Annotated in this window: 12 protein-coding genes; 2 read left to right on the forward strand and 10 right to left on the reverse strand. The window is 68.7% G+C overall.

What is annotated here, in order from left to right; all coding sequences use genetic code 11:
• Window positions 1-8: 8 nt before the first annotated feature.
• The 4 genes from ACSQ86_RS16105 to ACSQ86_RS16120 all read right to left on the reverse strand — a co-directional run bounded on the left by ACSQ86_RS16105 (window position 9) and on the right by ACSQ86_RS16120 (window position 3,244).
• A complete protein-coding gene (locus ACSQ86_RS16105) occupies window positions 9-1,271 on the reverse strand; it encodes an NAD(P)/FAD-dependent oxidoreductase (protein ID WP_436309118.1) in 1,263 nt (420 codons plus the stop codon).
• Window positions 1,268-2,506: a CaiB/BaiF CoA transferase family protein gene (locus tag ACSQ86_RS16110; protein ID WP_436309119.1), complete on the reverse strand. Its 1,239-nt coding sequence runs from the start codon at window positions 2,504-2,506 to the stop codon at window positions 1,268-1,270. Before ACSQ86_RS16110 ends, ACSQ86_RS16105 begins: the two co-directional genes overlap by 4 nt.
• Window positions 2,507-2,522: 16 nt before the next feature.
• The gene (locus tag ACSQ86_RS16115) at window positions 2,523-2,750 is read right to left on the reverse strand and encodes a hypothetical protein (RefSeq protein WP_093103542.1); all 228 of its coding nucleotides are present in this window, start codon (window positions 2,748-2,750) and stop codon (window positions 2,523-2,525) included.
• Window positions 2,751-2,998: 248 nt separating this feature from the next.
• Entirely contained in the window at window positions 2,999-3,244 is a 246-nt protein-coding gene (locus ACSQ86_RS16120; protein ID WP_436304293.1) for a hypothetical protein, read from the reverse strand.
• Window positions 3,245-3,459: 215 nt separating this feature from the next.
• Here ACSQ86_RS16120 and ACSQ86_RS16125 point away from each other — a divergent pair, with 215 nt between their 5' ends.
• Window positions 3,460-4,701: a cytochrome P450 gene (locus ACSQ86_RS16125; RefSeq protein WP_436309120.1), complete on the forward strand. Its 1,242-nt coding sequence runs from the start codon at window positions 3,460-3,462 to the stop codon at window positions 4,699-4,701.
• 8 nt (window positions 4,702-4,709) lie between these two features.
• A complete protein-coding gene (locus ACSQ86_RS16130) occupies window positions 4,710-6,311 on the forward strand; it encodes a GMC family oxidoreductase (RefSeq protein WP_436309121.1) in 1,602 nt (533 codons plus the stop codon).
• A 21-nt stretch (window positions 6,312-6,332) separates the two neighbouring features.
• Here the strand turns inward: ACSQ86_RS16130 and ACSQ86_RS16135 are convergent, their stop codons facing one another.
• The 6 genes from ACSQ86_RS16135 to ACSQ86_RS16160 are packed head-to-tail and all read right to left on the reverse strand — an operon-like array spanning window position 6,333 to window position 12,411.
• Window positions 6,333-7,061, reverse strand: a complete 729-nt coding sequence (locus ACSQ86_RS16135; protein ID WP_093103549.1) for a 2-oxo acid dehydrogenase subunit E2 — start codon at window positions 7,059-7,061, stop codon at window positions 6,333-6,335.
• The gene (locus tag ACSQ86_RS16140) at window positions 7,058-7,288 is read right to left on the reverse strand and encodes a biotin/lipoyl-containing protein (RefSeq protein ID WP_093103551.1); all 231 of its coding nucleotides are present in this window, start codon (window positions 7,286-7,288) and stop codon (window positions 7,058-7,060) included. The genes ACSQ86_RS16135 and ACSQ86_RS16140 overlap by 4 nt, the downstream gene beginning before the upstream one ends.
• A gap of 34 nt (window positions 7,289-7,322) precedes the next feature.
• Complete coding sequence (locus ACSQ86_RS16145) at window positions 7,323-8,333, reverse strand: alpha-ketoacid dehydrogenase subunit beta (RefSeq protein ID WP_436295642.1); 1,011 nt, start codon at window positions 8,331-8,333, stop codon at window positions 7,323-7,325.
• Complete coding sequence (locus tag ACSQ86_RS16150; protein ID WP_093103554.1) at window positions 8,330-9,313, reverse strand: thiamine pyrophosphate-dependent dehydrogenase E1 component subunit alpha; 984 nt, start codon at window positions 9,311-9,313, stop codon at window positions 8,330-8,332. The genes ACSQ86_RS16145 and ACSQ86_RS16150 overlap by 4 nt, the downstream gene beginning before the upstream one ends.
• Window positions 9,314-9,332: 19 nt before the next feature.
• Window positions 9,333-11,048 (reverse strand): FAD-binding protein, encoded by a 1,716-nt coding sequence (locus ACSQ86_RS16155; RefSeq protein ID WP_436309122.1) that lies wholly within the window; start codon window positions 11,046-11,048, stop codon window positions 9,333-9,335.
• A 7-nt stretch (window positions 11,049-11,055) separates the two neighbouring features.
• Entirely contained in the window at window positions 11,056-12,411 is a 1,356-nt protein-coding gene (locus tag ACSQ86_RS16160; RefSeq protein ID WP_436304298.1) for an aromatic ring-hydroxylating oxygenase subunit alpha, read from the reverse strand.

Raw genomic sequence — 12,411 nt, forward strand, 5'->3', positions numbered from 1 at the left:
TTTTCTCCTTATTGGGGCAAGGCTTCCGCAAGCAGGCTCTTCAGCGGCGCGCCGTCGTCGACCAGCCGCTCGGGCGGGATGGCCATGCGTTCGCCGACGATGCGCCTGGCCAGCATGAACTCGGCCGGGCGATTCACGGTGTCGACCGCGATCACGCGTTCGCCCTTCAGGTAGAAGGCCGAGAACGAGCGCTGCTCGACCGAGCCGCGCAACAGGAACTGGTCATGGCCCTGCGACAGGCCGACCATCTTCAGCTTCAGGTCGTACTGGTCGGACCAGAACCACGGCGCGCTCTCGAACGGCCGCTCATGCCCGAGCAGCGCCGCCGCCGCGGAGCGCGCCTGTTCGAGCGCATTCGGCACCGACTCGAGCCGCACGCAGCGGCCATACAGCGCGCTGTCGAAGCGCGTGCAATCGCCGGCCGCGACGACCTGCGGGTCGCTGGTGCGTGCGCAGGCGTCGATGCGGATGCCGTCGTCGACCGCAAGGCCGGCGGCGGCGGCGAGCTCGGTATTGGGCACCAGGCCGATGCCGACGATCACCAGGTCGCAGGCCAGGCGCTCGCCGTCGGCGCAATGCACGCCGGTGACCCTGCGGCGCGCCGCATCGAGCGCGAAGCCGTCGACCTGCACGCCGACGCGCAGGTCGACGCCGGCTTCGCGGTGCACCTGCTCGTAGAAGGACGACACGCGCGGCGCGGTCACCCGCGCGAGCACGCGGTCGGCCGCCTCCAGCACGGTGACCTTCAGCCCGGCCTTCACCGCCACCGCGGCCACCTCGAGGCCGATGTAGCCGCCGCCGACGATCGCGACGCGCGCACCGGGCTCGAAGTGCCGGCGGATGCGATCGACGTCGGCGAGCGTGCGCAGGTAGTGGAAGTTGTCGGCGCCAATGGCCGCGCCCGCGATCGCCGGCGGCAGCGGACGGGGGCGCCCACCGGTGGCCAGCGCCAGCCGCGCATAGCCGATCGAGGAGCCGTCCTCGAACGCGACGCGCCGGTCCGCTCGGTCCACGGTCTGCACGCGCCGGCCCTGCACCAGCTCGACGCCGGCCTTCTCGAGCGTGGCGCGCGCCTTCAGGTGCAACGAGTCGAGCGTCGCGGTGCCGGCCAGGTAGGCCTTCGACAGCGGCGGCCGGTGGTAGGGCAGCGCGGTCTCGTCGCCGACCAGCTGGATGCGGCCCTGCCATCCGGCCTCGCGCGCCTGCACCGCGAGCTCGGTGCCGGCATGTCCGGCACCGATGACGACCAGCGCATCGCGCTCGCCGCTCACACGACTCCCTTCGACTTCAAGCGTTCGATCTCCTCGGCGGCCAGGCCGAGCAGGCCGCGGTAGATCTCGTCGTTGTGCTGGCCCAGCGTCGGCGGCGCGGTGTAGTCGGTGATCGGCGTGTCCGAGAACTTGATCGGATTGGTGCAGATCCTGACACTGCCGGCCAGTGGATGCGGTACCTCCGCGGCCAGGCCGCGGTGCTGCGCCTGCGGATCGTCGAACACCTGCTTGAGATCGCGGATCGGCCCGGCCGGTACGCCGGCAGCTTCCATCGCGGCGAGCAGGTCGGCCTGGCGCCAGCGGCGCGTGATCGCATCGAAGGTGGCGGCGAGCGGCTTGCGGTTGCCCACGCGCAGCGGGTTGGTCGCGAAGCGCGGGTCGTCGGCGAGCTCGGGGTGATCGAGCGCGCTGCAGAAGCGACGGTATTGCTCGTCATTGCCGCACACCACCATCACGCCGCCATCGGCGCACGGGAAGACCTGCGACGGCAAGCCGCCGCTGCCCTGCGTGCCGCGCCGCACCGGCACCTCGCCGGTCGCCAGGTACTGCGCCGCGTAGTGCGACAGCGAAGCCACCAGCGAGTCGAAGAGCGCGACATCGACGTGCTGGCCGCGGCCGCCGCTGGCCTCGCGGTTCGCATCGCGCTCGTAAAGGGCCGTGATCACGCCGATCGCGGCGAACTGCCCGGCCACGAAGTCGGCGATCGAAGGGCCGGTCTTGACCGGCGCACCGCCCTCCTCGTCCGGATAGCCGGTCACGCTCATGAGGCCCCCCATGGCCTGGAAGATCGAGTCGTAGCCGGGGCGCGGCGCATAGGGCCCGGTCTGGCCGAAGCCGGTCACCGAGCAATAGACGAGGCGCGGATTGAGCTCGCGCAGGCTTGCCTGGTCCAGGCCGTAGCGCTTCAGGTCGCCGACCTTGAAGTTCTCGACCAGCACGTCCGACATCGCGGCCAGCCGGCGCGCCAGCCCCTGGCCCTCGGGCTGGGCGAGGTCGAGCGTGATCGACTTCTTGTTGCGGTTGCTGCCCAGGATGATCGGCGTCTCGTGCGTGTCGCGGCCGTCGCGGTCCTTCAGGAACGGCGGGCCCATCCTGCGCGCATCGTCGCCCGCGCCGGGGCGCTCGACCTTGATCACCTCGGCACCGAGATCGCCGAGCATCTGCGCGGCCAGCGGGCCGGCGATGACGCGCGACAGATCGAGAACGCGAATGTGCGAGAAGGGCTTTCTGGACATGGCAGTGAAGTGAGGATCAGGTCCCCTGGAGTGTCGGTCGCGGCACCTGCGCCAGCAAGGCGGCGCTGCTGCGCGCGAGCAGCTCCAGACCGCTTTCGGCGCCCTTCTGTGCGCACTCGCGTGCGTAGGCCGCGTCGCGCCAGAAGCGCGGCACATCCACCCACCAGCCGCGCCCGGCCATCAGCCACTTGAATGCGACGAGTTCGGTCAACGTGCCATTCGAATCGATTTGCAGGCTGTTCATAAGACTCACCTCGCTGTTCGTATAGTCGAATGATAGTCTACTTTAAGAACATTGCAAACCCTTTGCAGCATGCCTTCACATGCCGGTGCAGCCCGACGCCACGGGCGGCCGCAGGGCAATTCCATCAGGGGCAGACGCGCCTGTACAAGCCATCGCACGATGGCATCGCAGGGCATCCGAAGCGAATTCCGGCTCAGGCTCGCCGCGCGGTGCGCGCCGGCCCGGGCGCGGTCGGCGAGGCGCCGACCTCAGCGGCGCGACGCCGCGAAGACCTGGCCGATCGAGCCTCCCAGGTGGCCGTAGGCACGAACCATCTCCCGGTAGCACTCCTGGGCCGTCGCAGCCGGCAGGTTGCTGCCGCCCGCCCGGCAGACCTCGGCCTTCGAGGGGGCCGCGGCGCGCGCTTCATCGGACGCGTCCGACTTCAGATAGCCGAGCGAGCCGAACACACCCACTGCCGAGCCGATTGCCAACACTTTCAGACCACTGAGCATTTCAGTCTCCTCAGGCGACCCCTGCGCCGGCGACCCCATCAACACCGTGCGACTATCCGCATGACAGTCGTTCTATTTGGTGAATACTATTCTGCAATTAATCCGTCATGATCCGGGAAAACCCGAGAGCAGTTGCTCGCGTACGTAGAAAACCAAGTCGTATAGTTGAACATCGTTCTGCAATATCAATGCCGCCGATATCGACAAGGATCACCATGGGCGCCATCCCCCGCATCCAGGACTTCGACGACCCGGCCTACGACCCCTTCGTCTCCGATGACGCCGCGTTCGGCGAGCACGACGATCCCTACCCGCAGCTTGCCCGGTGGCGCGAACAAGGGCCGGTGCATGCCTTCGACTACCGGAGCGCGCTGGGCCTGCATCCGGACGTGACGATGGCGGTTCTGCCGGCGTACCTGGTGCTCGGCTACGACGCGGTCGAGAGCGTCTTCCTGGATCCGCAGACCTACTCGAACGGCATCTACGCGCGCAACCTGGGCATCTCGTTCGGCCAGAGCGTGAGCACGATGGATGCGCCGGACCATCCGCGCTATCGCAAGATCTTCCAGAAGGCGTTCCTGCCGAACACGGTATCGAAGTGGGGCGAGACGCTGGTCGATCCCGTCGTGGCGTCGCTGATGGAGAAGTTCAGCGGCCGCGGCCGAGCCGATCTGGTGCAGGAGTTCACCCACCACTACCCGTTCCAGATCATCTACAGGCAGCTGGACCTGCCGCCGGAGGACGTCGGCATCTTCCACAAGCTGGCGATCGCGCAGACGGTGGTGTCGTATGACGTGGCCCACGGCACCGAGGCGTCGCACAAGCTGGGCGTGTATTTCAAGGCCCTGTCGCAGGAGCGGCGCGCGGACCCGGGCGATGACCTCGTGAGCCTGCTGTCACATGCCGAAGTCGACGGCGAGCGCCTGCCCGAAGAGATCCTGATCTCCTTCCTGCGGCAGCTCGTCAATGCAGGCGGCGACACCACCTACCGAGGCACGAGCATCCTGCTGACCGGCCTGCTGACCCATCCGGACCAGCTCGAGGCGGTGCGCAAGGACCGCTCGCTGATTCCGCAGGCGATCGAGGAAGCCTTGCGCTGGGACGGCCCTGTGCTGATCGCGACACGCACACCCTCGGTCGACACCGAACTCTGCGGGGTGAAGCTGCCGGCAGGCGCCTGCCTTTCAGTGGCTTCGGGCTCGGCGAACCGCGATCCCTCGCGCTTCGAGAACCCGGACCGCTTCGACATCTTCCGCAAGAAACAGCGCCATTTCGCGTTTGCGTTCGGGCCCCATGTGTGCATCGGCCAGCACCTCGCGCGCGTCGAGATGGCGCGGGCGCTGAATGCGATCCTCGACCATCTGCCGAACCTGCGCCTCGATCCCGACATGCCGCCACCGCGGATCCAGGGCACGATGATGCGCGTGCCCAAGCACATCCACGTGCGCTTCGACTGAGCGCTGCAGTGACCGACGCGACCTACCTCATCGTCGGCGCCGGCTCGGCCGGCTGCGTGCTGGCCAACCGCCTCAGCGAGAACCCCGGCCACCGGGTGCTGCTGATCGAGGCCGGGCCCGAGGACCACAGCCCCCTGATCGCCATGCCCAAGGGCTTCGGCAAGCTGCTAGCGGACCCGAAGCATGCCGACTACATCCTTGTGGCGCCCCACGCCGGCAACGGCAGCCGGCAGGAGGTCTGGGCGCGCGGGAAGATGCTCGGCGGATCGAGCGCGATCAACGGCATGGTCTACATGCGCGGCCATCCCGCGGACTACGACGAGTGGGCCTCGCAGGGCGCCGCCGGCTGGGGCTGGGCCGAAATCGCGAAGAGCTTCAAGGCGATCGAAGACCACGCACTCGGCGCCGACGACCTGCGCGGCGCCGGCGGGCCGCTGAAGGTGACGCCGCACGGCGAGCGCACCGAGCTGGCAGAAGCAACGATCGCCGCCTGTGCGCGCCTTGGCCTCGAGCGCCGCGACGACCTCAATCGTCTCGATCACGAAGGCATCGCCTACCTGAGCTACACGATCCGCGATGGGGTGCGGCAGAGCGCCGCCGCCGCCTTCCTGACCCCGGTGCGATCGCGCCCCAACCTGACAGTGCTCACCGACACGCGGGTCCGCCGCGTGCTGTTCGAAGGCCGGCGGGCCGTCGGCGTCGAGGCAGTGGTCGATGGCCGCGCACGGCGTTTCGACGCGACGCGCGAGGTCATCCTCTGCGCCGGTGCGCTCCAATCGCCGCGCCTGCTGCAGCTCTCCGGCGTCGGTGACGGCGAGCATCTTCGCTCCCTGGGAATCCGGGCGGTGGCGCACAACCTGGCCGTCGGGCTCCACCTGCGCGAGCACCTGCTGTACATGGCGCAGTGGCGGCTCGCCGACTGGCGCCATTCCCAGAACCGCGAGTTCAGCGGCTGGCGCCTCGGGCTCCATGCGACCAGGTACCTGTCGACGCGCAGCGGCGTGATGGCGACGGGCTCGTATCCGGTCGGCGGCTTCTACCGATCGTTGCCCGGGGCCGCGCGGCCCGACGCGCAGCTGATGATGTGCCCCTTCTCGCTCGATTTCGCGGCGGGCGGCATGGCGATGGAAGACTTCCCCGGCATGCAGCTCTTCAGCTACGGGCTGCGCCCGCGCAGCCAGGGTCATCTGCGCATCGTCTCGCCCGACCCGGACGTGCCGCCCGAGGTCGACCCCAACTACCTCGCCGAGGAGGAAGACCGCCGCATCGCGATCGCCTCGATGCGCTTCATGCGCCGCGTCGCGGAACAACCGAGCCTGGCGGCATGGATCACAGCGGAGACTCGACCGGGCCCGGCGGTGCAGAGCGACGAACAGATCCTGGACGCCTTCCGCAGCGGCGGCCAGAGCGGCTACCACGCCTGCGGCACCTGCCGCATGGGCGGCGACGAGCGCAGCGTCGTCGATCCGCTGCTCAAGGTGCGCGGCGTCGAGGCGCTGCGCGTGATGGACCTGTCGATCGCGCCGACCATGCCCGCCGGCAACACCAACGGTCCGGTGATGGCGATGGCATGGCGCGCGGCCGATCTGATTCTGGAGGATGCGCGATGACGAGCGGCTTGCAGGACTTCCTCAGGCGAGCAGCTGCTTCGGCTCGGCGAGTACCTCGTCCAGATGCCGCAGGAAGCGCGCCGCGTCGGCGCCGTTGATCACGCGGTGGTCGTAGCTCAGCGAGAGCGGGACCTTCAGCCGCCATTCGATCGCGTCGTCCGATCCGCGACGAGGTTTCCATTCGGCCTTGGCGATGCCGAGGATCGCGAGCTCGGGCGCGTTGACGATCGGGGTGAAGCCGGTGCCGCCGATGCCGCCGAGCGAGCTGATCGAGATGCAGCCGCCCTCCATGTCGCTCATCGGCAGCCCGCGGCCCCGGGCCTTGGCGGACAGGGCCGAGATGTCGGCCGCAATGTCGGCGAGCGGCTTGCGGTCGCAGTCGCGCACCACGCCGACCACGAGCCCGCGCGGCGTGTCGATCGCGATGCCGATGTGGAAGTACTTCTTCAGCACGAGGTTCCTGCCGCTCGCGTCCAGCGACCCATTGAACTGCGGGAAGGCCTTCAGGCCCGACACCAGCGCCTTCGCGAAGAAGGCCAGTGCGCTCGGCCGGGGCGCCAGCGTCGCACGCAGCGCTTCGACCGCGGTGATGTCCGCGTCGTCCTGGTGCGTGACGTGCGGAATGCTCAGCCAGTTGCGAGCCAGGAACCCGGCGGTCAGGCCCTGGATGCGCGAAAGCGGCCTGAGCTCGACCTCGCCGAAGGCTGCGAAGTCGACCACCGGCCACGCCGGAAGGTCGGCGCCGATCATGCGATCTCGGCCAGCAGCGCGCCGACCTCGTAGACCTCGCCGACGCGGGCCACGATCTTCAGCGTGCCGGTCGCGGGCGACTCGACCTCCTGCACGGACTTGTCGCTTTCCAGCGCGTACAGCGGCTGGCCTTCGGTGACGGCGGCGCCGTCGGCGACCATCCATTCGGCGAGCGTCGCCTCGTTCATGGAAAAGCCGATCTTGGGGAGCAGAACCTGGGTGGCCACGGGGATGTCCTCGGTCGTTTGGGATGGTCGCGCTTCAGTCCAGCGTCTTGCGGATCGCCGCCTCGATCGTCGCCGGCTGCGGCACGTGGGCTGCCTCCAGCGTCTTGGAGAACGGCACCGGCGAGTGGTTCGCGCCGACGCGCTGCACCGGCGCCTTCAGCGCGCTGAACAGGTGCTCGTGCAGCAGCGCGGCGATCTCGGCGCCCACGCCGAAGCGGCGCACCGCTTCATGCACGACCACCGCGCGCCGCGTCTTCGCGACCGAGCTCAGCAAGGTGGCCTCGTCCAGCGGCGAGATCGTGCGCAGGTCGATCAGCTCGACCTCCACGCCTTCCTTCGCCAGCTTGTCCGCGACCGCGGCGCAGTCCTGCACCATGCGGCTGTAGCTGATCACCGTCACGTCGCGGCCTTCGCGCAGCACCTTCGCCTTGCCGAGCGGAATGCGCTGGCCGAGCTGCGGCGGCGCGCCGGGCGTCCAGTAGCTCGGCATGTTCTCGATGAAGAGGCAAGGGTCTTCGTCGAAGATGCACGACAGCATCAAGCCGTAGGCATCGGCCGGCGACGACGGCGCCACCACCTTCATGCCGGCGGTGTGCGCGAACCAGGCCTCGAGGTAGTCGGCATGCTGGCCGCCGGTGCCGAAGCCGGCGCCGGTCATCGTGCGGATCGTGATCGGCACATGCGTCTGCCCGCCCGACATGTAGCGCAGCTTGGCCGCGTGGTTGACGATCATGTCCATCGCCACCGCGGTGAAGTTCATCAGCATGATCTCCGCCACCGGCCGCATGCCGACGATCGACGCGCCGATCGCCGCGCCGATGATCGCCTGCTCGGAAATCGGCGTGGAGCGCACGCGCGAGGTGCCGTACTTGGTCGAGAGCCCCTTGGTCACGCCGACGATGCCGCCCTCCTGGCCGTCGGCAATGTCCTCGCCGAGCAGGATGACGTTCGGGTCCAGGCCCATTGCTTCGTCGAGCGCCAGGTTGACGGCCTGGATCGTGTTCATCGGCTTGACCTTGTCGAGCACGGTGCTTGTTGTATTCATTGCGCAACCTCCTCGGCCAGCACATCCCGCTGCAGTTCGGACAAGTCCGGCACCGGGCTCTCCAGCGCGAAAGCCACGGCCTCGTCGATCTCGCGATCGATCGCCGACTCGAGCGCCGCCAGCTCGGATTCGGCCACGCCTCCTTCGATCAGCCAGCTGCGGAAGCGCGGCACCGGATCCCTCGCCATCGCAGCCTCCTTCTCGCCCGGCGCCATGTAGGCGTCCGCGTCGCCGAAGACGTGGCCCTGGAAGCGGAAGGTCTTGGCTTCGATCAGCGTCGGGCCCTCGCCGGCGCGCGCGCGGCTGACGGCCTCGCGCGCCGCCGCATACACCGCCAGCGGGTCGTTGCCGTCGATCGTGACGCCGGGCATCTGGTAGCCCGCGGCGCGGTCGGAGACCTGCTTCGCGGAGGTGGCCAGCTCGTAGCGCGTGTGCTCGCCATAGCCGTTGTTCTGGCAGACGAAGATCACCGGCAGCTTCCAGACCGCCGCCATGTTCAAGGCCTCGTGGAAGGCGCCGATGTTCGAGGCGCCATCGCCGAAATACGCGACGGACACGTGCTTCTGCCCTCGGATCTGCGCCGCCAGCGCCAGTCCGTTGGCGATCGGCATGCTGCTGCCGACGATCCCGGTCGTCACCATCACGCCGGACTCCGGGTGCGTGATGTGCATCGGGCCGCCCTTGCCCTTGCAGGTGCCGGTCGCCTTGCCGGCGATCTCCGCCCACAGCAGCTTCGACGGCACGCCCTTGGCGAGCATGTCGTGGATGCCGCGGTAGATGGTGCAGATCGTGTCCTCGTTCGTGAGGTTCACCGACACCGCGGCGGGAATCGCTTCCTGCCCGCGTGGCGAGTAGTACGGCGCGACGATCTTGCCGGCCTTGATGACCGCGCGGAAGCGATCGTCGCTGCGCTGGATCAGGGCCATGCGGCGGTAGATGTCGACCAGGATGGCCTGGTCGATGCGCGTGTCTGGTGTCATGGATTCGTCCTGGTCGATGTCATTGCAGGGGTGCGCCCAGTGCGTGGTGCGCGGCGATGTAGCCGAAGGTGAAGGAGGCGCCGATGCTCGCGCCCGCGCCGGGATAGCAACGCCCAACCACCGAGGCGGTGCAGTTGCCGGTGGCATAGAGCCCGTGGATGACCGAGCCGTCCTCCCGCAGCACCCGCGCATGCTCGTCGGTGACCACGCCGCCGGCCGTGCCGACGTCACCCGGGTACATGCGCACCGCGTAGAACGGCGGCTTGTCGATCGCGCCGAGGTTGGGATTCGGCGTCACGGTCGGATCGCCATGGCAACGATCGAAGGCGCGCGAGCCGCGGCCGAAATCGCTGTCGACGCCGCTGCGGCAGAAGCCGTTGAAGCGCTCGAGGGTCCGCGCCAGCCCTGCCCCGTCGATGCCGGTCTTCTTCACCAGCTCGTCGATCGACTCGGCCTTCACCATGTAGCCGCTCTTCAACCACTCCTCGGGCACCTGGCCGGGCTGCGCGGTGCCCCAGGGGTAGTAGGCGCGTTGGCGGCTGTCCATGATGACCCAGCTCGGCACGGCCTTTCCGGTCTCGCGCTGGCGCTGGTACATGCGCTGGCCGATCTCCATGTAGGCGCCGGCCTCGTCGCAGAAGCGCTCGCCGAGCTGGTCGACCATCATCGAGTACGGCAGCGACAGGTCCAGGTGGTGCATGAAGGGCAGCGGCGTGCCGTCGGCCGCATAGCCGCCGGGCTTCGGCGGCTGGCCGTCCGGCGCGAGCGAGGTCACGACCCACCAGGCTTCGTCCATGCAGTCCACCGCCGCGCCGAGCGCCATCGCCCATTCGATCGCCTCGCCGGTGTCGCCGGGGTTGGCATTGGTCCAGGTGGCCGAATTCGGCTGGGGCTGGAAGCGCTGGCGCATCGCCGCGCTGCGCGAGAAGCCGCCGACGTTCATCAGCACGCCATCGCGCGCCTGCACGCGCACCAGCCTGCCGTCGCGCTGCACCGCAACGCCGACGACGCGATCGCCGTCGAGCACGAATTGCGCAAGGGCCGAATCGGTCCAGATCGGCAGCTGCTCGCGCAGCGCGATCTGCAGCATCCGGCCCTGGATCGCCGCGCCCGCGCCGGCGAGCCGCCGGCCGGTCAGCTTGGCCTTCAGCATGCGTCCGACCATCGACAGCGCGGTCTTCTTGCCGCCCCAGGTGCGCTTGGCCAGCATCAGCGACGGGAACTGATCGGTCGGCAGCGGCAGGCTGAAGCCCTTGTAGCGCGACAGCTTCGACTCCCATTCGCCCAGCTCGCGCGTGTCGAAAAGCTCGGCCAGGAGCGAGCGGCCGCGCGGCTCGCCGCCGGGCAGCTCGTCGTAGTAGTCGGACCAGCCGTCGGCGTAGACGAACCTCATGCCCTGGCCTTCGAGGAATTCGACCATCTTCGGGCCGTTGCGCAGAAAGGCATCGCGCCGCGCGGGGCTGGTGCCCGGGCCTTGGTAGGTGACGGCCGCATCGAGGTACTGCCGCGCGCGCTCGGCACTGTCGGCCACGCCGGCGCGTTTCATCACCGGATTGTTCGGCACCCACCAGACGCCGCCGGAAAAACCGGTCGAGCCGCCGATCAGCGGCTGCTTCTCGACGATCAAGGCGCGCTTGCCGAGCTGCTTGGCCGCCAGCGCGGCGCACATCGAGCCGCCGCCGCTGCCGACGATGACGAAGTCGAAGGCCTCGTCCCAGGTTCCGTTGGTCGACATCGTGTCCTCAGGCCCTGCTCGTCTCGTCGAACAGGATCTCGCGCAGCGCGCGGTGGAAGTTCGAGATCGCGGACTCCTGCAGCGGGTTCGTGCGCGCGCCTCGGAAGGCCTGGGACTTCATGCCCTTCTGCACTTCGGTCATGTTGGCGAAGTCCTGCGACAGGATCAGGCCGAAGCGCTCGACGGTGTCGGTCTTCCAGTCGTCCGCGCCCCAATAGAACTCGCGCTCGAGCTTCGGCTCGGCGCCCGGCGCGTAGCGCGCGATCGAGCAGATGTCGTAGAAGCAGGAGTCGGGGTTGTCGCCGTCCGGCCGGGCGCGGTAGAAGAGCATGCCGTCGGGCGACATCAGGAAGATCATGTTCGGGAACACGTGCCAGTCGGTCCCGGCCTTGTAGATCTGCTCGCCCGTGATGTTCGGCCAGCCTGCCCCTTCGGCGATCGCGGCCTCGGCCTGGAACTGGCCCACCTTCATCAGCAGCTCGAGGTGCGGCGTGTCGGGCGAGCACTCGGTGAGGATGCGCCTGGCGGCATCGAGGTCGCGCTGGGTGGTGATCGCCTTGAGCTGGTCCTCCAGGTCGGCGAAGAACTTGACGATGCCGGGGCGCACGTCGTCCGGGACCGGCCGTCCGGTGCGCGGCGACGGCGCGCCCGGCAGCCGCGCCGGCGCCGGGTAGCCGAACATGCCGTGCCTGCCGAAGGTGAAGCTGCGCGTCACGTCGTCGCCCTGGCAATCGAGCAGCTGCGGGTGCGTGCCGAAGACGTGGTAGCCCTCGCTGAAGGCTTCCAGCGCGACCTTCCAGTTGCAGGGCAGGCGCACCGACTTGTACCAGCGGTAGCGCATCTTCTCGAACTCGTAGCAGTCGGTGTATTCCGGCACCGGCGCCAGGTGCCGGGCGAGCGGCTCGCAGGCCGGATCGAAATTGACGAAGACGAAGCCGGCCCAGGTGTCGACCTTGATTTCCGGCAGCGAGAAGTCCTCGTCGCTCATGTCGGGACAGCCCTGCCAGTCGTCGCGATCGACGATGCGGATGACCTTGCCGTCCAGGCTCCATTGCCACCCGTGGAAGCGGCACTGCAGCCTGGCGGCCGACCCGCAGCCTTCGGTCAGGCGCCGCCCGCGGTGCTGGCACACGTTGTAGAAGGCGCGGATCGTGTCCGGCGTCTGGCGCACGACGATGACCGACTCGTCGTTGATGTCGTAGGTGACGTAGTCGCCCGGAAAGGGGATCTCCTCGAGGCGGCAGGCGAGCTGCCACACCTTGGGCCACAGCAGGCGCTTCTCGAGCTGCACGATCTCGCGCGAGATGTAGTGCTCGGCCGGAACGTAGTCCACGCGCACCTTGGGCTTCACGGCGGTATCCAC

It is taken from the genome of Variovorax sp. LjRoot130, assembly GCF_964253755.1.
Taxonomy (GTDB): domain Bacteria; phylum Pseudomonadota; class Gammaproteobacteria; order Burkholderiales; family Burkholderiaceae_C; genus Variovorax.

Coding starts and splice junctions, on each gene's coding strand:
- ACSQ86_RS16150 (WP_093103554.1), bottom strand. CDS start 9,313: ATGACACCAGACACGCGCATCGACCAGGCCATCCTGGTCGACATCTAC.
- ACSQ86_RS16135 (WP_093103549.1), bottom strand. CDS start 7,061: ATGATCGGCGCCGACCTTCCGGCGTGGCCGGTGGTCGACTTCGCAGCC.
- ACSQ86_RS16110 (WP_436309119.1), bottom strand. CDS start 2,506: ATGTCCAGAAAGCCCTTCTCGCACATTCGCGTTCTCGATCTGTCGCGC.
- ACSQ86_RS16120 (WP_436304293.1), bottom strand. CDS start 3,244: ATGCTCAGTGGTCTGAAAGTGTTGGCAATCGGCTCGGCAGTGGGTGTG.
- ACSQ86_RS16155 (WP_436309122.1), bottom strand. CDS start 11,048: ATGTCGACCAACGGAACCTGGGACGAGGCCTTCGACTTCGTCATCGTC.
- ACSQ86_RS16115 (WP_093103542.1), bottom strand. CDS start 2,750: ATGAACAGCCTGCAAATCGATTCGAATGGCACGTTGACCGAACTCGTC.
- ACSQ86_RS16125 (WP_436309120.1), top strand. CDS start 3,460: ATGGGCGCCATCCCCCGCATCCAGGACTTCGACGACCCGGCCTACGAC.
- ACSQ86_RS16145 (WP_436295642.1), bottom strand. CDS start 8,333: ATGAATACAACAAGCACCGTGCTCGACAAGGTCAAGCCGATGAACACG.